Source organism: Pseudomonas sp. 1912-s, from assembly GCF_029269205.1.
Lineage (GTDB): Bacteria > Pseudomonadota > Gammaproteobacteria > Pseudomonadales > Pseudomonadaceae > Aquipseudomonas.
This window is the reverse complement of record NZ_JARIXR010000021.1, coordinates 93334-116215: the sequence shown is the minus strand read 5'-3', so window position 1 is coordinate 116215 and position 22882 is coordinate 93334. Positions and strand designations below refer to the sequence as shown.

21 protein-coding genes are annotated in these 22882 nt (G+C 62.6%); 14 read left to right on the top strand and 7 right to left on the bottom strand.

Annotation, left to right across the window (positions count from 1 at the left end; translation table 11 throughout):
- Positions 1-2: 2 nt before the first annotated feature.
- On the bottom strand, positions 3-881 hold the full coding sequence (locus P3C29_RS23360) for a DUF3365 domain-containing protein (RefSeq protein WP_169387809.1): 879 nt from the start codon (positions 879-881) through the stop codon (positions 3-5).
- A gap of 43 nt (positions 882-924) precedes the next feature.
- Positions 925-1788, bottom strand: coding sequence for a hypothetical protein (locus tag P3C29_RS23355; RefSeq protein ID WP_275965572.1), 864 nt, complete (start codon positions 1786-1788; stop codon positions 925-927).
- Between the two features lie 225 nt (positions 1789-2013).
- Between P3C29_RS23355 and P3C29_RS23350 the strand changes: the two genes are divergently transcribed.
- From P3C29_RS23350 to P3C29_RS23340, 3 genes are all read left to right on the top strand, one after another.
- Complete coding sequence (locus P3C29_RS23350; protein WP_010173726.1) at positions 2014-2712, top strand: hypothetical protein; 699 nt, start codon at positions 2014-2016, stop codon at positions 2710-2712.
- Positions 2713-2847: 135 nt separating this feature from the next.
- Positions 2848-3399 (top strand): DUF3455 domain-containing protein, encoded by a 552-nt coding sequence (locus P3C29_RS23345; protein ID WP_201123091.1) that lies wholly within the window; start codon positions 2848-2850, stop codon positions 3397-3399.
- A 133-nt stretch (positions 3400-3532) separates the two neighbouring features.
- A complete protein-coding gene (locus tag P3C29_RS23340; RefSeq protein ID WP_275965571.1) occupies positions 3533-4288 on the top strand; it encodes an outer membrane protein in 756 nt (251 codons plus the stop codon).
- A 14-nt stretch (positions 4289-4302) separates the two neighbouring features.
- On the opposite strand, the gene P3C29_RS23335 is transcribed toward P3C29_RS23340, so the two are convergent.
- The 4 genes from P3C29_RS23335 to P3C29_RS23320 all read right to left on the bottom strand — a co-directional run bounded on the left by P3C29_RS23335 (position 4303) and on the right by P3C29_RS23320 (position 7967).
- Positions 4303-5130, bottom strand: a complete 828-nt coding sequence (locus P3C29_RS23335) for a hypothetical protein (RefSeq protein ID WP_275965570.1) — start codon at positions 5128-5130, stop codon at positions 4303-4305.
- Positions 5118-5324, bottom strand: a complete 207-nt coding sequence (locus P3C29_RS23330; RefSeq protein ID WP_169387814.1) for a hypothetical protein — start codon at positions 5322-5324, stop codon at positions 5118-5120. Before P3C29_RS23330 ends, P3C29_RS23335 begins: the two co-directional genes overlap by 13 nt.
- Positions 5325-5445: 121 nt before the next feature.
- A complete protein-coding gene (locus P3C29_RS23325; protein ID WP_275965576.1) occupies positions 5446-6036 on the bottom strand; it encodes a cupin domain-containing protein in 591 nt (196 codons plus the stop codon).
- Positions 6012-7967: an FAD-dependent oxidoreductase gene (locus P3C29_RS23320; RefSeq protein WP_275965569.1), complete on the bottom strand. Its 1956-nt coding sequence runs from the start codon at positions 7965-7967 to the stop codon at positions 6012-6014. The genes P3C29_RS23325 and P3C29_RS23320 overlap by 25 nt, the downstream gene beginning before the upstream one ends.
- Positions 7968-8098: 131 nt before the next feature.
- Here P3C29_RS23320 and P3C29_RS23315 point away from each other — a divergent pair, with 131 nt between their 5' ends.
- The 11 genes from P3C29_RS23315 to P3C29_RS23265 all read left to right on the top strand — a co-directional run bounded on the left by P3C29_RS23315 (position 8099) and on the right by P3C29_RS23265 (position 21313).
- Positions 8099-8857 carry a class II aldolase/adducin family protein gene (locus P3C29_RS23315; RefSeq protein ID WP_010173719.1) on the top strand — a complete coding sequence of 253 codons (759 nt, stop codon included), beginning with the start codon at positions 8099-8101 and terminating at the stop codon, positions 8855-8857.
- Between the two features lie 41 nt (positions 8858-8898).
- Positions 8899-9537: a TetR family transcriptional regulator C-terminal domain-containing protein gene (locus P3C29_RS23310; RefSeq protein WP_010173716.1), complete on the top strand. Its 639-nt coding sequence runs from the start codon at positions 8899-8901 to the stop codon at positions 9535-9537.
- A 153-nt stretch (positions 9538-9690) separates the two neighbouring features.
- Positions 9691-10482, top strand: coding sequence for an enoyl-CoA hydratase-related protein (locus P3C29_RS23305; protein ID WP_010173714.1), 792 nt, complete (start codon positions 9691-9693; stop codon positions 10480-10482).
- A gap of 41 nt (positions 10483-10523) precedes the next feature.
- Positions 10524-11684, top strand: coding sequence for an acyl-CoA dehydrogenase family protein (locus tag P3C29_RS23300; RefSeq protein ID WP_010173712.1), 1161 nt, complete (start codon positions 10524-10526; stop codon positions 11682-11684).
- 18 nt (positions 11685-11702) lie between these two features.
- Positions 11703-13802: an acetate--CoA ligase family protein gene (locus P3C29_RS23295; protein ID WP_275965567.1), complete on the top strand. Its 2100-nt coding sequence runs from the start codon at positions 11703-11705 to the stop codon at positions 13800-13802.
- Positions 13803-13813: 11 nt separating this feature from the next.
- A complete protein-coding gene (locus P3C29_RS23290; protein WP_275965566.1) occupies positions 13814-15424 on the top strand; it encodes a 5-guanidino-2-oxopentanoate decarboxylase in 1611 nt (536 codons plus the stop codon).
- A gap of 12 nt (positions 15425-15436) precedes the next feature.
- A complete protein-coding gene (locus P3C29_RS23285; RefSeq protein WP_010173707.1) occupies positions 15437-17023 on the top strand; it encodes an ABC transporter substrate-binding protein in 1587 nt (528 codons plus the stop codon).
- A gap of 157 nt (positions 17024-17180) precedes the next feature.
- Positions 17181-18140 (top strand): ABC transporter permease, encoded by a 960-nt coding sequence (locus P3C29_RS23280; protein ID WP_010173705.1) that lies wholly within the window; start codon positions 17181-17183, stop codon positions 18138-18140.
- 3 nt (positions 18141-18143) lie between these two features.
- A complete protein-coding gene (locus P3C29_RS23275) occupies positions 18144-18971 on the top strand; it encodes an ABC transporter permease (protein ID WP_201123111.1) in 828 nt (275 codons plus the stop codon).
- A 2-nt stretch (positions 18972-18973) separates the two neighbouring features.
- Complete coding sequence (locus tag P3C29_RS23270) at positions 18974-20593, top strand: ABC transporter ATP-binding protein (RefSeq protein WP_275965565.1); 1620 nt, start codon at positions 18974-18976, stop codon at positions 20591-20593.
- Between the two features lie 9 nt (positions 20594-20602).
- A complete protein-coding gene (locus P3C29_RS23265; protein WP_010173699.1) occupies positions 20603-21313 on the top strand; it encodes an NAD(P)H-dependent oxidoreductase in 711 nt (236 codons plus the stop codon).
- A 112-nt stretch (positions 21314-21425) separates the two neighbouring features.
- Here P3C29_RS23265 and P3C29_RS23260 read toward each other — a convergent pair whose 3' ends face one another.
- Positions 21426-22502: a 3-deoxy-7-phosphoheptulonate synthase gene (locus P3C29_RS23260; protein ID WP_275965564.1), complete on the bottom strand. Its 1077-nt coding sequence runs from the start codon at positions 22500-22502 to the stop codon at positions 21426-21428.
- Positions 22503-22882: the final 380 nt, after the last annotated feature.

Here is a 22882-nt window from a genome sequence, read left to right as displayed (position 1 = left end):
ACCTACTCCTCAAGCATTTTCATGGCGCTGGCCAGGCTGGTGCGCATGCGCCCGAAGGATTGGCCCAGGCGTGCCAGTTCATCGTTGCCGCTTACGTCTATCGGCGGCACGTCGGTTTCACCTAGGCTGACCCGATCGGCCAGGGCCGACATCTGCCGCAGGCGCCGGGTGACAAACAGGTGCACAGCCACGTTCAAGGCCACCAGCAGCACCGCGAAAATCCCCAGCATCGACAGCATGTAGCTGTGGAGCATGCTGTTGGCCCGCTGCAACGGCAGGGCCAGCGGCACCGAGACCAGTTGTGCGCCGATCGTGTCGTTGAGTTTCCAGCCAAAGCCGTTCACCGCACCGTAGATGTCGACCATGGTTTTGGGCGCCGCGTCCGGGGTGCTGTGGCAGGCCAGGCAGGCACCGTCCTTGATCTGGATCGGTCGCGCGATGTACAGCGACGGGCCGTCCTTGTCGGTGCGCTCGCCCACCAGTTCATCGGTGGTGGGCTGGCTGCGCAGGTTGTTGATCAGGCTTTTTTCCCAGTCGTCGGCCAGGTCCCGGGGGTTGGTGGGGTTGAGGGTGGCTTCCTTGTAGGCGTAGTCCGGGTAGGACTTGAGCAATTCCTGCAGGTGCGAGATGGCGGCGAAGTCGGGCACCGACTGTGGCAGGAACTGGAATTTCAGGCGGTTTTCCAGCAGCGGCACGATTTGCTCGGCGGTGTAGGTGCTGGCGGCGGTGGCCGAGCGCATCAGCAAGCGCGCGGTTTCCAGGGTCTCCCGGCGTGCGCTTTGTTGCAGCATGTAGTGGGTGGCGACGCTGGTGGCAATGAAACCGACCACGAAGACGGCGAGGAACACCACGTTGAATTTTACCGCGAGCGACAATTTCATAAGGCCCCTTGGGTGCAGGCAAGGTTGAACGACGGGCAGGCCGTTAATGAGGGTTTTTCCGGCGCTCCAGGCGCAGCAGTTCGATCTCCCACTCCAGCACGCCGCCGCGGTTGGTCTTCACCGCCTGGCGAAAGGCCGGGTCTGTGAGGCGCGGGGCGAAACGGCTGGCGAGCATTTGCTGGCTGAGGTTCAGCGGGCTGACGACCCAGGGCGCGATGTCTTCGTAGGTGACGTCGCGTTCCTTTTTCAGCGCGGGGGCGGCGGGGATTTTTTTACCCAGCGCCACCAACGGATCGAGGAAGGGCCGGGGCAGGGCGTCGACAAACGCCTGTTCCGGGCGGGCGGTGGTTTTCAGGGGGGCGTCACCGGCGCGTTGGGCAAAGTCTTCGTGGTTCAGGGTGAGGGTGCGACCGGCCTTGCCGTGGTTGTCCAGTTCGGTGACAGGCTGGCTGCCGTCTTCGACGAACATTTCGCTCTGGCGTGGCCCGACGTGGATCACACTGGCGCTGTTGGTCACGTTGAACGCCAGACCACCGGCGTTGACTGCGAGGCTGGCATGGGCGCTTGCAGCCACTGGTTGCAGCTTCAACCAGCCGCTGAGCAGATTGATTTGCGCGGCCTTGCTGTTGGTGGCGATCAGGATTCGCGTGTCGGGCCCCAGGGCGACGATGGCCGGTGCCAGCCCTTCGATCTGGATGCCGGCGCCGCCGGTTTGCAGAATGTCGCCGCCTTGCAGGCGCGTGCCGGCGCCTATGGTGTAAAGGGTGGTGGCACGGATCAGGTGCAGGGGTTTTTCCGCAAAGGAAATCACCGCGATAGTGGCCGGGGCCGCAAGCACGTGCGGCAGCTGAAACAGCCCGGCGAGCAATAGGAGTATCGAAAGTTTCTTCACGTGGGCGCCAGTCATCGAGCGAGTCGGGGTTGCGTGCGCAAGGCATCGCAGGGCCGCAGGCTACCCGTTGCGGGGCCTTGGCAATAAGGCAATTTTGCGTATGGATCCGGCCCAATCCGATTGAGCAAAATCATGGAATAAAGCGCCGGGGGAGGGTGTTCTTCTCATGGTTTCGCGTGATTCAGGCAGCCGCTTTTTGCTGGCGCAAGACCGATGACTTTCCTCTCGTCAGGAGCACCTATGACCACCCAATGCATGAACGCGTTTTCCTCCACCAAGCTCTTCCTGCAACAGAACTTCATGACCGCCAAGCGCATTCCTTCGGGATTGATCGCGGGCATCAATGTGTTCGACGTGAACGATCACAAAGCCGGTGGCTACCGCCTGGCCACCCTGGATAAACCCGGTGAGTACGGCAAGATCGAACGGCCGCTGATGGGCCATTGGGTACCCCAGGGTAGTTTTTGCGATATCCCCGCCAACCCGGGCGCCACGGGCTACGTGTTCACCCCGGATTTCAGTGGCTGTTCGATCCTGATCGACCATATCGACGACACCACGTACCGGGTGTTCCACGTGCAGGGCGGCAGCGATTACCTGAACAAGGAATACCTCAGCCGCTTCGACGGCCATGGGCTGGGCTTCGCCACGGCGATGACCTTTGATGACTATGGCGAGGACGCCTATCCCCGGGGCTTTGCGTTCATGAAATTCGAGGAAGGCCGCTGGTGGATTTATTTCCAGCGCCAGAACGGCGTGGGGCTGAATTTTGCCTATGGCAAATTCCAAATGAACGGCGCGCAAACCGTGCGCGGTGGCGGGCGCATCCCGGTGCCCAACCTCAAGCGMGAGTCGCCGCGCCATGGCGTGGTGCACAGCGGCAAGGCCCTGCCGATGCCGGCCAGCCGGCTGACCGAGCTCAAGGTTGAAGTCTGGTAGTGCCCCGGTTGAAAAATAATCGGGAATAAAAACTGATGGCTGATTGTTCATCCTGCAGACGCTGACAATTGACCCTCGACGGACTTCAAGATGATTGCACTGACGTTTCTTAAAACTCTCCCTGGCAGGCGCGTGATGAGCAGCACCGACCCTGATGTTGTGGCACGCCGTAATCGCCTGGCGCTGCTGGCGTTGCAAGTGATCGGCATGGTCGTGTTGATCGCCTGTGCCATTGATGCCCAAAGGGCGCAGGCGCAGGACCTGCCCGACCCGTTGAGCGGTGACGCGAAGACGATCCTGATGACCGTGCGGGCCGAAGGTGTGCAGATCTACAACTGCGCCAAGGACGGCAACGGCCAGCTGGCCTGGCAGTTTCGCGAGCCGCTGGCGACGCTGATGATCAATGGCAAGACGGTGGGCCGGCACTTTGCGGGGCCGACCTGGCAGCTGGATGATCGCAGCGCCGTGGTCGGCAAAGTGGCTGCCCAGGCGCCGGGGGCAACGGGGCGGGATATTTCGCTGTTGCGCCTGGATGTGGTGAGCCATCAAGGCGTTGGCGGGCTGTCACCGGTGGTGGCGGTGCAACGGCTGCACACCGAAGGTGGCGTGTTCAGCGGCCGTTGTGAGCACGACGGCGATTTGCACGTGGAGCCTTACCGCGCCGACTACCGTTTTCTCGGCCAGTAATCATTACCGCGTCACCCCGGGCCGCTCGGCTCGGTCGTAACACCCTCTGAACGTTTTCTTGCCTCGCGCCGGTAGCCATCGGTGTGCGGCGAAGCTGTGCCTGCAATTCAACCAATAATGATAGGAGCTTTACATGATCACTCGTTTACTCGCTGTCGCGGCGGTTTCCCTTGTTGCCTCGGCGTGTGCCCAGGCGGCTGAAAGCGGTGCCACTGACTGGACCGGTTTCTACGGTGGCTTGAACGCCGGTGTTGGCTTCGGGGGTGACGGCGACGTCAATACCCAAGGCCAGGCGGCACCGAATATTGCCAATATCAACGGTGGCGCGCGTCCGGGTCGGGTGGACCTGGACCGTAACGGCTTCGTCGGTGGTGCGCAGATTGGCTACAACTACCAGTTCGGCCAATGGGTGGCGGGCGTCGAGGCCGATATCTCCCACACCGACCTGCAAGACAGCCGCAACATCGGCACCTCGCAACTGAATACGCACCTGGCGCTGAACAACACGTTTGAGTCGAAGATCAAATACCTCGGCACCCTGCGCGGTCGCCTGGGTTACGCCTTTGACCATACGTTGATCTACGGCACCGCGGGCCTGGCGTATGGCGAAACCAGCCAGAGCGTGGATATGTTTGGCCCTACCGGCAATACCCAGTTCAGCGGTGATCAAAGTCACTTCAAGATGGGCTACACAGTGGGCGCAGGTATCGAACAGGCGATCACGCAAAACCTGTCGATCAAGACCGAATACCTGTACTACGACCTGGGCGAAGACAAGCTGAACGTGGCAGTGATTCCGGGCAGCGGTGGTGCGGGCACGGGTTATGACTCGAAATTCAAGAACGACGGGCAGATGCTGCGGGTGGGGTTGAACTGGAAGTTTGATTGATCGGTAGCAAGGCCTCAGGCGCAGGCGCCTGAGGCTTTCGCCGGACGGATGGGGCGGTGATTGTAGAACTGCTCCTGTCGCGGCGGGCTGCTTTTTCGACAGTGGGAGGTGTTCCAGGTGGTGAAGTCGAAGCGCGTGACGGAGACCACGTTTTCCTGAATCAACATGATGGGGGCCGGGGGACTCTTATCTGAATAACGCGTGCCCAGGGTAACTTCCAGCGTGTCCTTGTCACGGTAGCCGCTGAGCAGAGGAAGAAGGGTGAAGGCATGGTCCATTCCTTCGGATTCGGTGGGCATGCCAACGAATAAGACAATACCGACATACACTTTTCGATCATTCAAACTGAACATGCAAAGTGTGTACTTCTGGATGGACTCTCTGAGCAGGTATTTGAAAGGCGTGCCTTCAAGGATGTTCAGGGCGAGCCGGCAGTTTAGTTGTTCATCGGATTTCAGTTTCAGCTCTTTTTTCTTCGCGTTGACAAAAAGTCTAGCCCAGAGAGCGGGAATGACCATGGCGGTCAAACCAGCCTGCAACAGGAAAACCCAGAGTGCTGCATTCTTTTCGTTAGCAATATCGAGTTGTACCAACAGGGCGCCAAGATAGCGGCTGTAGTCTGTTGCAACCTCATGACCTGCGACGTGAACCGTCTGTTTTGACATGGCCAGAATCAAGGCACTCATCAGCGTGGCGACGACCAGGCAAACCAGCCCCAGCCGCGCAACATGCAGATAGAGTAATTGCCCTTCAAAACGGTGAAGGCGGCAGTAGTAATAAGGATGTTTTATACAGACCAGATAACCGCTGACCAGTAACGGCAAAATGATCAGCAGGCCCATGAATCATCGGCCTCCATTTTGCGGACCTGGCGAATCGCTTCTTTGTAGGCATCGGACTCCATGACTTCTTCGGCGGAGACGGAGATACCCCATTCCCCCTCAATTTTCATGGTTCTTTTTGACTTGATGGCTTCCACGGTATCCAAGTCATCCTGAGTCGGTTTACCGGCGAACAACGAATACAATCCAAACATGGCGACGACCTCGAGAAGATGCAGTCGTTTTTATAGCAAGTGGCTGTGGGGCCCGCCATTGATGGCCGACGTGCCAGCGTCGCCAGTTCCCGTAGGAAACGTCTCCATTCACTCCAGCGGCCTAAAACGTCGGCGGCGTAATCACCCAAATCACCACCGCATCCACCTTCCCGGGGTTGCCGTACCGATGGGGCTCACTGCTGGGGAAGCTGAAACTGTCCCCTTCATCCAGCTGAAAATGCCGCTCACCCACCCATAGCTCGAATTTCCCGCTCAACACATAACCCGCTTCTTCGCCCTCATGGCTATAACTCTGCTGGCTATAGGTCCCCGGCGGAAAGCGCGAATGGAGCATTTCCAGCTGGTGATTGGGCAGGGGTGTCAGCAACTGGTCGACGATGCCATCTTCATAGTGAATGCTCTGGCGATTGTTTTTGCGCACCACAAAGCCTTCGTCCTCCGCGGCCGGCGTGGTCTCGCTGGCAAAAAACCACTGGATCGTCACGCCCAGGCTGCGGGCGATATTGAACAGTGCCGGGATCGACGGGTAGGCGAGGTTGCGTTCCAGCTGGCTGATGTAGCCGGCGGTCAATTCGCTCATCTGTGCCAATTCGGTGAGCGTCATGCCCCGGGCCTTGCGCAAACCCCGGATGCGGGTGCCGAGAAACAGCTGTGGCGGTTGGTCGTTCAAATGTCCCACGCTACCTTTAATCCTTCATAAATCGCCTCTTCGGCGGTACGCGGCGCCAGGCAATCGCCGATGCGCGTGAACGCCACCTGGCCTTGCAGTTCTGCGCCCAGAGTGTCCACCGGCTGATGGCCCTGGCACAACACCAGGGTGTCGATATTTTCCAGCAACATCGGCTCGCCGCTGGCGGTGTGTTGCAGGTAGACGGTAGTGTCGTCGCAGCCGTACAAACGGGCGTAAGGGATGATCGGAATGCCCAGCCGATGCAGTTCACCGGCCAGTTGATCACGTACGTACAACGGGAGGTTTTCCCCGCAATGGGTGCCGTTCACTGCCAGTTGTACCTGATGGCCGGCGCGGGTCAGGCGTTCGGCGATGCCCGGGCCAATCCAGTCGCAACGCCAATCCACCACGACTACTGAACGGCCCAGCGGAACCTCATCGCGCAGTACTTGCCAGGCGTCCACCACCTGCAACTCGCCGCCGCGTTCGAAGGCCGGCCAGTAGGGCTCGGCGCCGGTGGCGATGATTACCTGGTCGGGCTGTTCGCGCGCCACCAAGCCACGGTCGACGCGGGTATTGCGCACCACGCGGACCCCGGCCAGTACCATCTCGCGCTGCAAGTTGGTACTGGCGCCGCCGAACTCGCTGCGACGTGGCAGCAATTGCGCGAGGAGCACCTGGCCGCCCAACTGGGCGCTGGCTTCATACAGGGTCACGTCATGCCCGCGTTGCGCCGCCACCGCGGCTGCCTTCATCCCCGCCGGGCCGCCACCGACCACCATGATCCGCTTGCGTCGCAGTGCCGGTTGCAACTGGCCAAACTGCAATTCGCGGCCGGTCTCGGGGTGCTGGATGCAGGAGATCGGCAAACCCTTGTGGAAGTGGCCGATACACGCCTGATTGCAGGCGATGCAGGCCCGTACATCTTCGGCATGGCCGCTTGAGGTCTTGGCCGGCATTCGGGGGTCGCAGATCAGTGCGCGGGTCATGCCGCATACGTCGGCCTGGCCCCGTTGCAGCATCAGTTCAGCCTCCTGGGGCTGGTTGATGCGCCCGGTGACGAACAGCGGAATCGACAGGCTGGCCTTGAACATCGCCGCCTCTGTCGCCAGGTACGCCGGGGCAATGGCCATGGGCGGCACGATGTGGATCGCGCCGCCAAGGGAGGCCGAGGTGCCGGCGACGATGTGCACGTAATCCAGCGCTGACTGAAGGCGTTGCACGGCCGCCAGGGAGTCCTCTTCGGTCAGGCCTTCGGGGTCGCGCTCATCGGCGGAAATGCGCAGGCCGATGATGAAGTGCTCGTCGGTTGCGGACCGTACTGCGGCGATGATTTCCCGCAGGAAGCGCAGGCGTTGTTCCAACTCGCCGTTGTAGCCGTCGGTGCGACGGTTCACCCGCGGGTTGAGAAACTGCGCCGGCAGATAACCATGGCTGGCGACCACCTCCACACCGTCAATCCCGGCCTGATACAGGCGCTTCGCCGCAGCGCCGTAGCCCGCGACGATCTCGTCGATCATCGCCTGGTCAAGGGCCCGGGGCATCACCCGGAATCGCTCGTTTGGCACCCCGGAAGCCGAGTAAGCCACCGCCAGCAAGCCGTCAGCCGACTCCATGATTTCCCGCCCCGGATGGAAAATCTGCGACAGCACCACGGTGCCGTGGGCATGGCAGGTCTCGGCCAGTTGGCGGTAGCCGTCGATGCAGCTGTCATCGGTGGCCATCAGCACATGGGAGGTGTAGCGGGCGCTGTCGTGCACCCCGGCGACCTGCAACACAATCAGCCCCACGCCGCCCTCGGCGCGGGCCCGGTGGTAGGCGATCAGCTGTTCGTTGACCCGGTTGTCGGTGGGCATCGAGGTATCGTGCCCGCTGGACATGATGCGGTTTTTCAGGCGTTTGCCGCGCAGTACCAACGGTTCAAAAAGATGCGGAAAGGCATGGGGCGACATGGTGCGGATACTCCAGGCGCTGTTGTTGTTATTTTTCTATAGGAGGTCAGCCTCAGTAAAAAATCAACTTGTTTTTTTACTGGCGACTGGATTAGCGTCAGCCACATCACCCACCCGCCTGGAGAATAAAAATGACTGGCGCCACCGAACAACACCTGCGCGAAGAGCTTGCCGCCTGCTACCGGCTGATCGCGCACTTTCGCATGAGCGATTTGATCTTCACCCATATCTCGGTGCGCATTCCGGGGCCCGAACACCACTTTTTGATCAACCCCTATGGGCTGATGTTCGAGGAGATCACCGCCTCCAGCCTGGTAAAAATCGGCCTGGACGGGCGCGCGGTCGAGGCGTCGGCCCATGGCGTCAACCCGGCGGGGTTTGTGATCCACAGCGCCATTCACGGGGCTCGCGAAGACGCCCAGTGCGTGCTGCACACCCACACCCGCGCCGGCTGTGCGGTGGCGGCACTGGAATGCGGGCTGTTGCCGGTGAACCAGATTTCCATGGAGTTCTACGGCAAGGTCGCCTACCACGACTACGAAGGCGTGGCGCTGGACATGGACGAGCAACAACGCCTGGTTCGCGACCTCGGTGACAAGCCGGTGTTGATGCTGCGCAACCATGGCCTGTTGACGGTGGGGGAGACGGTCAGCCAGGCGTTCCTGCGCATGTATTACCTGGAAAAGGCCTGCGATATCCAGATCGCCGCCCAGGCCTGCGGCAAGTTGATCCTGCCGCCTGCGGCTGTGTGCGAACACACCGAGCGCCAGTTCAATGACCCGGGCCGGCCACTGGAAGAGGGTGAGCTGGCGGACCTGGATGCCATGCAGCTGGCATGGGCGGCATTGCTGCGGTTGCTGGATCGGGTGTCGCCGGGGTTCCGGGAGTGAGGTAGAGTCGTCCAGCCGACTCAACCCAAGGACACCGCCTCATGACCCAGGAATCCCGTTTCTCCCGCATGGAACCGGAGTTGCGCAAGGCCAATCTGGTCCAGGCGACATTGGCCTGCCTCAAGCGCGACGGCTTCCAGGGCGCGTCGATCCGCAAGATCAGCGCCGAGGCCGGGGTGTCGGTGGGGCTGATCAGCCATCACTACTCGGGCAAGGATGAGCTGGTGGCCGAGGCCTATCGGTCGATTACCCGGCAGGTGATGGACCTGCTGCGTGATGCCATGGCCAAGGCACCGCCCAGCCCGCGAGAGCGGCTCTCGGCGTTCTTTCGCGGCTCGTTTTCCCCCGAGTTGCTGGACCCGCAACTGCTGGATGCCTGGCTGGTGTTCTGGGGTGCGGTCAAGACCGCCCCGGCGATCAATCAGGCCCACGAACATTCCTATGGCGAGTACCGCACCATCATGCGTTCGGCCCTGGTGGACATGGCTGCTGAAGAAGCCTGGGAGCGTTTCGACGCGGATTTGGCAGCGATTGCCTTGAGCGCCTTGCTCGATGGTTTGTGGCTGGAATCGGGGCTCAACCCCGGTACGTTCACCCCGGAGCAGGGCATCCAGATCTGCGAAGCGTGGGTCGATGGCTTGCAGGCTGGCGGCCGCCAGCGCTTCCGGATCAAACCCTGAACTGACGATTTCTCGCCGCCTGGACGCAATGTTCAGGCCGGCATTCCCCCTCGAAAAATATTTGCAGTTACCCGATTGCCTCCTTGCTGAACACTCGTTTAGTATCGCCCCATGTCGCACCCCTCAAGCCAATTAAAATAATTCGAGGATTCCATGACTACCGATCCGTCCGTGCTCACTCAAGTGCAAGCAGGCGTTGCCTGGATCACCCTCAATCGCGGCGCCCAGCGCAATGCCCTGGACATCCCGACCCTCAAGCACCTGCAGGCGTTGCTGGACGGTTTCAACAGCGACCCGGCCGTGCGCGTGGTGGTGCTGACCGCCAGCGGTCGCAGCTTCTGCGCCGGTGCCGACCTCGCTGAGTGGGCCGACGCCGAAGCCCGTGGCGCCCTCGAAACCTACGGCTGGACCGAAACCGCCCACGCCCTGATGACCCGCCTGCACACCCTCGATAAACCCACCATCGCCGCCATCAACGGCACGGCGGTCGGCGCCGGCATGGACCTGACCCTGTGCTGCGACCTGCGTGTGGCCGCGCAATCGGCGCGCTTCAAGGCCGGCTACACCAGCATGGCCTACTCGCCGGACGCCGGTGCCAGCTGGCACCTGCCACGCTTGATCGGCAGCGAACAGGCCAAGCGCTTGCTGTTCCTCGACGAACTGTGGAGCGCCGATCGCGCCCTGGCCGCCGGCCTGGTGGGTGAAGTCGTCGCCGATGAGCAATTGCACGCCCACGTCACCGACCTGGCCACGCGCCTCGCCAACGGCCCGACGTTCGCCTTTGCCCAAACCAAAACCCTTATCCGCGAAGGCGCCGGGCGCAGCCTGGCCGAGCAGCTCCAGGCTGAACTCGCCGCCGGTTTGCTCTGCGGGCGCAGTGCCGACGGCGCTGAAGCCCTGCGCGCGTCGATGGAAAAGCGCCCAGCGAATTTCTCCGGCAAATAGTCCCTCCTCAAAACACCCTCGAACGATCGACAGGTAGCGCCATGAATTTCCAGCCCAGCCAAGAACAAGACATGTTGGTGGACGCGGTACGCAGTTTTGTTGCCAAGGAGTTGTTGCCCCACGAGGAGGCGGTGGACCGTGCCGATGAAGTCTCGCCGGAACTTGCCGCGCAGATTCGTGACAAGGCCATCGCGGCCGGTTTCTATGCCTTCAACATGCCGGAAGAAGTGGGCGGTGGCGGCCTGGATTACCTGTCCCAGGCGTTGATCGAGCGGGAGTTGTCGAAGGTCTCCTGGGCACTGCATGTGTTTGTTGCCCGGCCGTCGAAAATCCTCATGGCCTGCACCGGAGCGCAGATTGGCGAGTACCTGTTGCCGTGCGTGCAGGGGAAGAAGATCGACTGTTTTGCCCTGACCGAACCGGGCGCCGGTTCCGACGCCAACGCGATCAAGACCCGCGCCGTGCGCAGCGGCGATGACTTTGTGCTGAACGGCAGTAAGCACTTCATCAGCCACGCCGGCCACGCGGATTTCGCCATCGTGTTTGCCGTCACCGACACCTACGAACACAACGGCCGCCCGCGCAACGCCGTGACCTCGTTCCTGGTGGACCGTGGCACGCCGGGCATGACCATTCGCCGGGGCCCGAAGTGCGTCAGCAACCGTGGCTACCACACCTATGAAATGTTCTTCGACGACTGCCGCGTGCCGGCCTCCAAAGTCCTCGGCGAAGTCGGCAAGGGCTGGGAAGTGGCCAACGCCTGGCTGACCGCAGGCCGCGTGATGGTGGCTGCCAACTGCGTCGGCCAGGCCCAGCGTGCGCTGGACGTTTCCCTGCAATGGGCGGCAGACCGCAAACAGTTCGGCCAGCCCATCGGCACCTATCAAGGCATCTCGTTCAAGCTCGCCGACATGGCCACGCAAATCCGCGCGGCGGAGCTGCTAACCCTGAACACCGCCTGGAAGATGGACCAGGGCACCATGACCGATGGCGAAGCCGGCATGGCCAAGCTGTTTGCCAGTGAGGTACTGGGCAAGGTCGCCGACGAGGCCGTGCAGATTTACGGCGGCATGGGCTTGATGGACGAAGGCCCGGTGGAGCGCATTTGGCGCAACGCGCGGATCGAGCGGATCTGGGAAGGCACTTCGGAAATCCAGCGCCACATTATTGCCCGCGAACTGTTGCGGCCGCTGTTGCGCTGATCGGGTGGGAGAACGCTTATGTCCCAGGCTATTCGCGACAATCTCAAGCGCCTGCTGGCGCCCCGTCACCTGGCGTTCGTGGGCGGGCGCAGCATGGCCCGCGCCCTCAAGCGCTGCACCGAAGGTGGTTTTGACGGCCAGATGTGGCTGGTCAACCCGCAACATGACAGCCTCGATGGCATTCCCTGCGTGCGCCGTGTGGCCGATTTGCCGTGTGGCCCGGACGCGGTGTTCATCGCCACCAATCGCGAGCTGACGTTGACCTGTGTCGCCGAACTGGCGGCCATCGGCACCGGTGGCGCCATCTGCTACGCCTCCGGGTTTGCCGAAACCGGCGCCGAGGGCCAGGCCTTGCAGCAACAACTGCTCAAGGCGGCGGGCGAGATGGCACTGCTAGGCCCCAATTGCTACGGCTTGCTGGATTACCTGCACAGCTCGGCACTGTGGCCGGTGGCGCATGGCGGCAAGCCGGTCGAGAAGGGCGTTGCGGTGCTGACCCAGAGCGGCAACTTTGCCTACAACCTCTCCATGAGCGACCGTTCGTTGCCGGTGGCCTATATGGCGTCGGTGGGCAACCAGGCGCAATTGGGTGTGGCCGAGTTGATGGATGTGCTGCTGGATGAGCCGCGTGTGACGGCCATTGGCTTGCACCTGGAAGGCTTGAAGAATGTGCCTGGGTTCGCCCGCGCAGCTCACAAGGCGCTGGAAAAAGGCATTCCGATCATCGCCCTGAAAACCGGCGTGTCGCAGATCGGCGCGGAGCTGGCCCTGAGTCATACCAGTTCGTTGTCGGGCTCCGATGCGCTCTACGACAGCCTGTTTGCGCGCCTGGGTGTGATCCGGGTGAGCGGGCCGGTAAGTTTTGTCGAAACCCTGAAAGCGGCGGCCTGCGGCAATTTGCCGGCGGGCAACAGCCTGATCGCCCTGGCCTGTTCCGGTGGCGATGCCGGGTTGATTGCCGACTACGCCGAACGCAACGACCTGAGCCTGCCGAAACTCGATGAAGGCCAGCGTTCGGAGCTGGCGCAGGTGCTGCCCAGTTACGCCAACCTGGTCAACCCGCTGGATTTCACCACGGCCATCTGGGGCAACCGCGAAGCCCTCAACAGCATGCTCGACACGGCACTGCGCACCGACGCGGACGCGGCGATGCTGGTGCTCGACTACCCGGCCGAATTTACCGGCGAGCGCAAGGAATGCGACCTGTTGCTGGAGCTGTTTTGCAGCGCGCTGGCCCGTCACGGCAAGACCGGGTTTGTCACCTCGGCATTCCCCGAATTGCTGCCGGCCCACGCCCGCGAGCGCCTGCATGCCCAGGGTGTTGCGGCGTTGCAAGGCGTGGAAGACGCGCTGGCGGCCTGGGGCCGGATTGCCGACTACCAGAACAATCGTCGGGCGCTCCTGGCGCGGGGTGAGTCGATACTGGTCCCTCTGTGTCCTCAGGCGCTTGAAGCACACGGGCAGTCGCTTAACGAGTGGGATTCGAAACAGGCTTTACGTGCGTTCGGGCTGACCACGCCGGCAGGTATCTTGAGTACACCGGAGCGAGCTATTGCCGATGCCGGCGTGCTGGGTTACCCGTTGGTGCTCAAGGCCGTCAGCGCCGACCTGCCGCATAAAACCGAAGCCGGCGCGGTGGCGCTCAACCTGCGCGACGGCCTCGCCTTGAGCGCCGCGCTAATCCAGATGCGCGAGCAAATCGCGGCCTATGCGCCGGACGTACCCTTCGATCACCTGCTGCTGGAATCCATGGCCACGCCACCATTGGCCGAGCTGATTGTGGGCATCAAGCGCGAGAACGACTTCGGCCTGGCGCTGGTGATCGGCGCGGGTGGCATTCTCGTGGAATTGCTCAAGGACAGCCGCAGCCTGTTGCTGCCGACCACCGACGATGCGATCCGCAATGCCTTGCTCAGCCTGCGCAGCGCCGCATTGCTGCAAGGCTTTCGCGGGCGCGAAGTGGTCGACATGGAGGCGCTGGTGGCGGCGATTCGTGCCGTGGCGGACTACGCCTGCGCCAACGCCGGGCAGTTGCTGGAACTGGATGTGAACCCATTGCTGGTCAATGCCCGGGGCGCCACGGCGGTCGATGCATTGATCCGTCTCGCCCAGGCGTGAAGGAGATGACGATGCAAAGCAAAACCTTGACGGGCGGCCAGGCCCTGGTGCGATTGCTGGCCAACTATGGCGTCGACACCGTGTTCGGGATTCCCGGCGTGCATACGCTGGAGCTGTATCGGGGGTTGCCCGGCAGCGGCATCCGTCACGTTCTGACGCGCCACGAGCAGGGCGCCGGCTTCATGGCTGACGGTTATGCGCGGGTCAGCGGCAAGCCGGGGGTGTGTTTCATCATCACCGGGCCGGGGGTGACCAATGCGGCGACGGCCATCGGCCAGGCGTATGCCGACTCGATTCCGCTGCTGGTGATTTCCAGCGTCAACCACACCGCCAGCCTCGGCAAGGGCTGGGGTTGCCTGCATGAAACCCAGGACCAGCGGGCGATGACCGCGCCCATCACCGCGTTTTCGGCGGTGGCGTTGAGTGCCGAGGATTTGCCGGAGTTGATCGCGCGGGCCTACGCGGTGTTCGACAGTGAGCGGCCACGGCCGGTGCATATTTCGGTGCCGCTGGATGTGCTCTCGGCGCCGATCAAGCGGGATTGGAGCAATGAAGTGGTGCGGCGTCCCGGGCGCGGTTTGCCATCGGCTGAAAGCCTCGATCAAGCCGTGGCGAAACTGGCGGCGGCCAAGCGCCCGATGATCATCGGCGGTGGTGGTGCGTTGTTGGCCGCGCAAGCCTTGGAGCGCTTGAGCACGCAATTGGCCGCGCCGTTTTTCAGCAGTGTGGCCGGCAAGGGGTTGCTGCCGGTGGAGCATCCGCTGAATGCCGGTTCTACCCTGTGCGTGGAGCCCGGCTGGCAGTTGATCGCCGAGGCGGATGTGGTGTTGGCCATCGGTACCGAAATGGCCGATACCGACTTCTGGCGCGAACGCCTGCCGCTGAATGGCGAGTTGCTGCGAGTGGACATCGACCCGCGCAAGTTCAACGATTTCTATCCCTGCGCCGTGGCCTTGCACGGTGACGCCCAATACACCGCGCAGGCCTTGCTGGAACGCCTGCCAGCCGCGCCGCGCAACGCCGATGCAGCGACCAGATCGGTCGCGGCATTACGCCAGGCGGTCAGCAGCGGGCATGGCCCGTTGCAGCGCATTCACCAGGCCATTCTCGACCGCGTGGCCGCCGAGCTGCCGGCCAATGCCTTCATCAGCAGTGACATGACCCAACTGGCCTACACCGGCAATTACGCCTTCGCAAGCAACGCCACCCGTAGCTGGTTGCACCCCACCGGCTACGGCACCCTGGGCTATGGCCTGCCGGCCGGTATCGGTGCCAAGTTCGGCGCGCCTGAACGGCCTGGCCTGGTGCTGGTGGGCGACGGCGGTTTTCTCTACACCGCCCAGGAACTCGCCACGGCCGTGGAAGAACTGGACAGCCCGCTGGTGGTGTTGCTGTGGAACAACGACGCCCTGGGGCAAATTCGCGACGACATGCTGAACCTGGACATCGAACCCATCGGCGTACTGCCGCGCAACCCGGACTTTGCCGCCCTGGCGCGGGCGTTCGGTTGCACGGTCAGCGAGCCACAGAACCTGGATGAGCTGCAGACGGATTTGCGTAACGGTTTCAAGCGCAACGGCGTGACCTTGATCGAGTTGAAGCATGCCTGTGTGAACCTTTAGAGGAGCAACACCATGAGCGAAAACAACAACAAAATGACTCAAGCGATGCACCGACGGGATTTCCTCAAACACAGCGCCGTCGCCGGTGCCGTGGCCGCCGCGTTTTCCATGGGCCTGCCGCTGCCGGCCTTCGCCGAAGAGGCCGTGCCCAAACCGGGTGGCGTGCTGCGCATGGGCCTGGCCGGCGGCAGCACCACCGACTCCCGCGACCCCGGGTCCTGGGTCGACACCTTCACCTTCGTCGGCTTTTCGGCGGTGTACAACACCCTCACTGAAATTGCCGTGGACGGCAGCGCCATCCCCGAACTGGCCGAAAGTTTCGAGTCGACGCCCGATGCGCGCATCTGGACCTTCAAACTGCGCCAGGGCGTGACCTTCCACAACGGCAAAAGCCTGACCGCCGAGGACGTGGTGGCCTCGATCAACCACCACCTGGCAGCCAATTCCACCTCGGCCGCCAAGACGGTGATCGGCGATGTGGCCAGTGTCAGCGCCAAGGGCACCGATGCAGTGGTGTTCGAACTGCATTCGGGCAATGCCGATTTCGCCTACGTGGTTGCCGATTATCACCTGGTGATCATGCCCGCCAAGGACGGCGTCGCCGACTGGCAGGCCGGGGTCGGCACCAGCGGTTATCGCCTGAAAAGCTTCGAACCCGGCGTGCGCATGGACCTGGAGCGCAACCCCGATTACTGGAAACAGGGCCGCGCACATTTCGCCAGCGCCGAGCTGATCGCCATTGCCGACGGCGCGGCGCGGGTCAATGCGCTGGTCACCGGCCAAGTGGATGTGATCAACAAGGTCGACCTGAAAACCGTGGCCCTGCTCAAGCGCAACCCCACGCTGGTCATCGAAGAAACCAAGGGCGCCCAGCACTACACCTTCCCGATGTTGTGCGACAGCAACGAGTTCAAGAACAACGACATTCGCATGGCGATGAAGCATGCGATCAACCGCGAAACCCTGCTGGCCTCGGTGCTGCATGGCTATGGCCTGGTGGGCAATGACCATCCGATCCAGCCCGGCAGCCGTTTTATCAACGCCGCGCTGGAGCAGCGCACCTACGACCCGGACAAGTCGCGCTTCTACCTGCGCAAGGCCGGTGTGGAGTCGCTCAAGGTGCGCCTGCAAGCCTCCGACGCCGCCTACACCGGCGCGGTGGACGCCTCGGTGCTGTTCAAGGAACAGGCACGCCAGGCCGGGATTGATATCGACGTGGTGCGCGAGCCCGCGGACGGGTTCTTCTCCAATGTCTGGATGAAGCAGCCGTTCACCACCTCGTTCTGGTACAGCAGCCTGACCGCCGACCGTATGTTCAGTATCGGCTACGCCAAGGGCGCGGCGTGGAACGAAACCCATTGGGATAACGCGCGCTTCAACCAGTTGCTCAACGCCGCACGGGGCGAGATGAACGCGCCGGTGCGCCAGGAGATGTACAACGAAATGCAGAGCCTGTGCCGCGACGATGGCGGGGCGATTGTGCCGCTGTTTGCCAGTTCGGTGGCGGCACGCTCGAACCGCGTCAGCCATGGACCGCTGACGGCGCCGTATGGGGAACTGGATGGGTTGCGGCTGATCGAGCGGTGGTGGCAGGCGTGATTCTTGTGCCGGGCGCTATGGCTCAGGCAATGAAGATCAACAGTAGGAGCTGGCTTGCCAGCGATGCAGGCACCTCGGTGTCTCGGGAATATCCAGGCGATGCCATCGCCGGCAAGCCAGCTCCTACACAAGCGTGCCCGATTCAAGGAACTGCACGATGAACAGCCTATTCAAACTGGTGCTCCAACGCCTGGCCCTCGGCCTCCTGTCTTTGTTCGCCGTGTCGGTGATCATCTTCCTGGCCGTGGGCATGCTTCCCGGTGATATCGCCCAGGCCATGCTCGGCCAGTCCGCCACGCCGGAAACCGTGGCGGCCTTTCGCGCACAACTGGGCCTGGACCTGCCGCCCCTGAGCCGGTTCGTGCAATGGCTGTTGCGCCTGCTGCACGGTGACCTCGGCGCCTCCCTGGCCAACCAGCGGCCCATCGCCGAGCTGATCGGCGCACGGTTGGGCAACACCTTGCGCCTGGCGGCACTGGCCGCACTGGTCTCGGTGCCTTTGGCGCTGGTGCTGGGGATGCTGGCTGCGCTGTACCGCAACAGCTGGTTCGACCGACTGCTCAACACCTCGGCCCTGAGTGCGGTGTCGTTCCCCGAGTTCTTCGTTGCCTACCTGCTGATCCTGGTGTTTTCGGTCAAGCTCGGCTGGTTTCCCAGCCTGTCCAACCTGGCGCCGGACGCGTCATTTGGCACCATTCTCGAACGCTCGGTGCTGCCGGTCGCCACCCTGAGCCTGGTGGTGATCGCGCAGATGATGCGCATGACCCGCGCCTCGTTGATCAACCTGCTGGCCAGCCCGTATATCGAAATGGCCCGGCTCAAGGGCATCAGCCAGTCGCGGATTATCTGGCGCCACGCGCTGCCCAATGCGCTGGCGCCGATCGTCAACGTGATCGCCCTCAACCTGGCGTATCTGGTGGTGGGCGTGGTGGTGGTCGAAGTGGTGTTTGTGTATCCGGGGCTCGGGCAGTTGCTGGTGGACTCGGTGTCCAAGCGCGATATCCCGGTGGTGCAGGCGTGCAGCCTGATCTTCGCCGCCACCTACATCCTGCTCAACACCGGTGCCGATGTGCTGTCCATCGCCACCAACCCACGCCTGATGCATCCCAAGGGGTAGACCATGAGCTTTCTCACACAACTGGCCAAGGCGCCATTGAGCGCGAAGTTCGGCCTGCTGATCATTGTGCTGTACGTGCTGGTGGCGCTGTTTGCACCGGTGCTCGCACCCTATGGCGAAACCCAGGTGGTGGGCGACGGGTTTGCGCCCTGGAGCGGCCAGTTTTTGCTGGGCACCGATAACCTCGGGCGGGATATGTTCAGCCGCCTGGTGTATGGCGCGCGCAACACCCTGGGCATCGCCTTCCTGACGACGGTGCTGGCGTTTTTGCTGGGTGGCTTGAGCGGCCTGGTGGCGGCAATCAAGGGGGGCGGGGTCGACCAGGGATTGTCGCGGGTGGTGGACATCCTGATGGCGATCCCGCAACTGATTTTCGCCTTGCTGATTCTCAGCGTGGTCGGCACCAACGCCACCTCCCTCGTGTTGGTAATTGCACTGCTGGACTCGACCCGGGTGTTTCGCCTGTCCCGGGCCGTGGCGATGAACGTGGTGGTGCAGGACTTCGTCGAAGCCGCGCGTTTGCGCGGGGAAGGGCTGTGGTGGCTGGTCACCCGCGAAGTGCTGCCCAACGCCGCCGCGCCATTGATTGCCGAATTCGGCCTGCGCTTTTGCTTCGTGTTTTTGTTTATCAGCGCGTTGTCGTTTCTCGGCCTGGGGATTCAACCGCCCACCGCTGACTGGGGCAGCATGGTCCGCGACAACGCGGTGCTGATTACCTTCGGCGACATCAGCCCGTTGCTGCCGGCGCTGGCGGTGGCGTTGATCACCGTCAGCGTGAATTTTGTCGTCGACTGGATGCTGCACAAATCCAGCGGCCTGAAGGAGTGTTGAGGATGGACAAGCCATTGCTGGAAATCCGCAACCTGCAGATCGAAGGGCATTATGAAGAGGCCTGGCATCCGCTGATCAAGGGCATCGACCTGACCTTGCAGCGGGGCGAGGTGCTGGGATTGATTGGAGAGTCCGGCGCGGGTAAATCAACCTTGGGCCTGGCGGCCATGGGGTTTGCCCGGGATGGTTGCCGCATCACCGGCGGTTCGGTGTGCTTTGACGGCATTCAACTGTTGCAGGCCAAGCCTGAAGCCTTGCGCAAGCTGCGGGGGCTGCGCATTGCCTACGTTGCGCAAAGTGCTGCCGCGTCGTTCAACCCGGCCCACCGGCTGATTGACCAGCATGTGGAAACCGCCGTGATCAACGGTGGCATCAGCCGTGCCGAGGCCGAACGCGAGGCGGTGGAGTTGTACCGTGTGCTGCGCCTGCCCAATCCGGAAACCATCGGCCAGCGGTATCCCCATCAGGTGTCCGGTGGGCAACTGCAACGGGTGATGACCGCCATGGCGATGGCCTGTCACCCCGACCTGATCATCTTCGACGAACCCACCACGGCCCTCGACGTCACCACCCAGATCGAGGTGCTGGCGGCGATCCGCGATGCGGTGAAAACCTTCGGCAGCGCCGCGCTGTATATCAGCCATGACCTGGCGGTGGTTGCGCAGATGGCCGACCGCATCATGGTGTTGCGCCACGGCAAGCTGGTGGAGGAGGCCGAGACCCGCACCATGCTCAGCGCGCCGCAGCAGGACTACACCAAATCCCTGTGGGCGGTGCGCAGTTTTCGCACCGAGCCCAAGGCCTGCCCCGAGCAGCAGGTGCCTTTGCTGGAAGTGCGCCAGGTGTGCGCCAGCTATGGGCATCAGCCGGTGCTGCACGACGTGTCGATGAGCCTGTATCGCGGCCAGACGCTGGCGGTGATCGGTGAGTCCGGCAGCGGCAAAAGCTCCACGGCCCGGCTGATCACCGGGCTGCTGCCAGCCACCGCCGGGCAGGTGCTGTATGACGGTGAAGCGTTGCCGGCGGATTTTCGTCGGCGCAGCAAGGAGCAGTTACGGCGGATCCAGATGATCTACCAGATCCCGGACACCGCGCTGAACCCGCGCCAACGCATCGTCGACATCATCGGCCGGCCGCTGACCTTCTACCTTGGCCTCAAGGGCAAGGCCATGCGCGCCCGGGTCGCCGAATTGCTGGAGATGATCGAGCTGGACCCGGCCACGTTCATGGAGCGTCAGCCACGTGAATTGTCCGGTGGCCAGAAGCAGCGGATTTGCATTGCCCGCGCCCTGGCGGCCGACCCGCAACTGATCATCTGCGATGAAGTGACCTCCGCCCTTGATCAACTGGTGGCCGAAGGTGTGCTGAAGCTGCTCAACCGGATCCAGCAGCAGTTGGGCGTGGCCTACCTGTTTATCACCCATGACGTGGCGACCGTGCGCGCCATCGCCGACGAAGTGGTGGTGATGCAGCGCGGAAGGGTGGTGGACCAGGGCAGCCGCAGCGCGATCTTCACCCCGCCGTATCAGGACTACACCGGCCTGCTGTTTTCATCGGAGCCGGAAATGGACCCCGACTGGCTCGACCATTTGCTGGCCGAACGGGCCGCGCTTACTTCTTGAGGAGTTTTTATGAAGGTGTTGATTGTGCATGCCCATCCCGAGCCGCAGTCGTTTACCGCGGCCTTGCGTGACCAGGCGATTTCCACCCTGCAGGCGCAGGGGCATGAGGTGCAGGTCAGCGATTTGTACGCGATGAACTGGAACCCGGTGGCCAGTGCCTCGGACTTCACCTCGCGGGAGAATCCCGAGTACCTGGTGTACGCGCTGGAGCAGCGACTGGGGGTGAAAAGCCAGTCCATCGCGGCGGATATTCAGCAAGAGTTGGACAAGCTGCTGTGGGCCGATCTGCTGATCCTCAACTTCCCGATCTTCTGGTTCTCGGCGCCGGCCATGCTCAAGGGCTGGATTGACCGGGTGCTGGTGTCGGGCGTGTGCTACGGCGGCAAGCGGTTTTATGACCAGGGTGGGCTCGCTGGCAAGAAAGCGCTGGTCACCGTCACCCTCGGCGGGCGCGAGCATATGTTTGGCGAGGGTGCGATTCATGGGCCTTTGGAGGACATGCTTCGACCGATTCTGCGTGGCACGCTGGCGTACGTCGGGTTTGAGGTGCTGGAGCCGTTTGTGGCGTGGCATGTGCCGTATATCAGCGCCGAGGCCCGGCAGGAATTCCTGCACAGCTACCAGCGGCGACTGGAAGGGCTGGCGGATGACCAGCCGTTGGTGTTTCCCAAATTGGAGCAGTTTGATGAGGCGCTGTATCCACTGCCCTCAACTCAGTGAAGATCCAGTGTGGGAGCGGGCTTGCTCGCGAAAGCGGTGTGTCAGTTGATGCATGTGCTGGCTGAACCACCGCATTCGCGAGCAAGCCCGCTCCCACATTTGATCTTCATTGTCAGGCGGGACTCTGTGCCCGCAACCGCTCGGCAGCACTGCGCAGCAACTGCTCGGTGCCGTCCCAGCCCAGGCAGCCGTCGGTGATCGACACGCCGTATTTCATTGACGGGCTCAACGGTTGGCAGCCTTCGAACAGGTGGCTTTCGATCATCATGCCGATCAGCGAGGTGTCGCCCTGCAAGCGCTGCTCCAGCACGTCGTTGAACACCGCCGGTTGGCGCAGCGGGTCTTTGCCACTGTTGGCGTGGCTGCAGTCGACCATGATCCGTGGTGCGACTTTGCTCTTGGCCAGGTCGGCGTGAACCTGGGCCACGCTCTGGCGATCGTAGTTCGGCCCACGGTGGCCGCCGCGCAACACCAGGTGTGTGTCGGGGTTGCCCGGGGTCTGAATGATCGCCGGATGCCCCTGGCTGTCGACACCGAAGTGGCGGTGCGGGTGAGCGGCGGAGCGCATGGCGTCACAGGCGATGGCGACGCCGCCGTCGGTGCCGTTCTTGAAGCCCACCGGCATGCCGAGGCCGCTGGCCATTTCGCGGTGGATCTGCGATTCGGTGGTGCGTGCGCCAATGGCGACCCAGCTCAGCAGGTCATCGAAGTAGCCGGCAGCCATCGGTTGCAGCAACTCGGTGGCGACCGGCAAGCCCAGGCGCAGCATTTCGCGCATCAGTTCCCGGGACAGGGTCAGGCCGGCGGCCATGTCGTCGCTGCCATCCAGGCGCGGGTCGTAGGCCAGGCCTTTCCAACCGATGGTGGTGCGGGGTTTTTCGACGTAGGCGCGGATCACCAGCAGCATCTGGTCACTGACTTCATGGGCCAGTTTTTTCAGGTTGCGGGCGTATTCCATGGCCGATTCCGGGTCGTGGATCGAGCACGGGCCGACGATCACCAGCAGGCGTGAATCTTCGCCCTTGAGGATGGCGCGCACGGCTTGGCGATGGGCGTGGATTTGTTCGTTGAGGAACGGGCTCAGGGGCAGTTGGTGCTTGAGCTCCAGAGAACTGGGCAAACGCTGGGTCAGCGCTTCATTGGCGCAGGACAGGGTAGAAACAGGCAGAGCGGCGATCGAAGAGTTCATATTCTGGCTTCCTGGGCAAGCGGCGGGCTGTTCCCGCACGCTCGGCCCTACTGGGGTGTTCGACAATTGGCCGTATTGGCTACGTGTGTTGGCTTGCCACCAATAGGTGACCGATCGGAGGCGGCAGGCTGTCCCGAACGGAGCTTGCTAAATCGCCAGGCGGTGGAGGTGTCGTAGCGGTAATAGGTGGCGTAGTTCATGTCGTGAGTCCTTTAAGTGTTCGATGTGTGGCAAAAATAATAAGGGCTGAAAAAACAAAACCCCCGGTCGGGGAGCCGACCGGGGGTTTAGATTTCTCTGGTAGGCGACCCCTTGAGTAGTGGGCGCCGATTTCAGGTATCAGGCGCGCCAGTGGCTAAACCAATACCCAAAATAAAAGC

What these genes read in the sequence shown, in the direction of transcription:
- P3C29_RS23285 (WP_010173707.1), top strand. Translation starts at nt 15,437, where the DNA reads ATGAGCGAAAACAACAACAAAATGACTCAAGCGATGCACCGACGGGAT.
- P3C29_RS23335 (WP_275965570.1), bottom strand. Translation starts at nt 5,130, where the DNA reads ATGGGCCTGCTGATCATTTTGCCGTTACTGGTCAGCGGTTATCTGGTC.
- P3C29_RS23305 (WP_010173714.1), top strand. Translation starts at nt 9,691, where the DNA reads ATGACTACCGATCCGTCCGTGCTCACTCAAGTGCAAGCAGGCGTTGCC.
- P3C29_RS23295 (WP_275965567.1), top strand. Translation starts at nt 11,703, where the DNA reads ATGTCCCAGGCTATTCGCGACAATCTCAAGCGCCTGCTGGCGCCCCGT.
- P3C29_RS23360 (WP_169387809.1), bottom strand. Translation starts at nt 881, where the DNA reads ATGAAATTGTCGCTCGCGGTAAAATTCAACGTGGTGTTCCTCGCCGTC.
- P3C29_RS23345 (WP_201123091.1), top strand. Translation starts at nt 2,848, where the DNA reads ATGAGCAGCACCGACCCTGATGTTGTGGCACGCCGTAATCGCCTGGCG.
- P3C29_RS23330 (WP_169387814.1), bottom strand. Translation starts at nt 5,324, where the DNA reads ATGTTTGGATTGTATTCGTTGTTCGCCGGTAAACCGACTCAGGATGAC.
- P3C29_RS23310 (WP_010173716.1), top strand. Translation starts at nt 8,899, where the DNA reads ATGACCCAGGAATCCCGTTTCTCCCGCATGGAACCGGAGTTGCGCAAG.
- P3C29_RS23290 (WP_275965566.1), top strand. Translation starts at nt 13,814, where the DNA reads ATGCAAAGCAAAACCTTGACGGGCGGCCAGGCCCTGGTGCGATTGCTG.
- P3C29_RS23315 (WP_010173719.1), top strand. Translation starts at nt 8,099, where the DNA reads ATGACTGGCGCCACCGAACAACACCTGCGCGAAGAGCTTGCCGCCTGC.
- P3C29_RS23300 (WP_010173712.1), top strand. Translation starts at nt 10,524, where the DNA reads ATGAATTTCCAGCCCAGCCAAGAACAAGACATGTTGGTGGACGCGGTA.
- P3C29_RS23355 (WP_275965572.1), bottom strand. Translation starts at nt 1,788, where the DNA reads ATGACTGGCGCCCACGTGAAGAAACTTTCGATACTCCTATTGCTCGCC.
- P3C29_RS23275 (WP_201123111.1), top strand. Translation starts at nt 18,144, where the DNA reads ATGAGCTTTCTCACACAACTGGCCAAGGCGCCATTGAGCGCGAAGTTC.
- P3C29_RS23270 (WP_275965565.1), top strand. Translation starts at nt 18,974, where the DNA reads ATGGACAAGCCATTGCTGGAAATCCGCAACCTGCAGATCGAAGGGCAT.
- P3C29_RS23265 (WP_010173699.1), top strand. Translation starts at nt 20,603, where the DNA reads ATGAAGGTGTTGATTGTGCATGCCCATCCCGAGCCGCAGTCGTTTACC.
- P3C29_RS23340 (WP_275965571.1), top strand. Translation starts at nt 3,533, where the DNA reads ATGATCACTCGTTTACTCGCTGTCGCGGCGGTTTCCCTTGTTGCCTCG.
- P3C29_RS23260 (WP_275965564.1), bottom strand. Translation starts at nt 22,502, where the DNA reads ATGAACTCTTCGATCGCCGCTCTGCCTGTTTCTACCCTGTCCTGCGCC.
- P3C29_RS23320 (WP_275965569.1), bottom strand. Translation starts at nt 7,967, where the DNA reads ATGTCGCCCCATGCCTTTCCGCATCTTTTTGAACCGTTGGTACTGCGC.
- P3C29_RS23280 (WP_010173705.1), top strand. Translation starts at nt 17,181, where the DNA reads ATGAACAGCCTATTCAAACTGGTGCTCCAACGCCTGGCCCTCGGCCTC.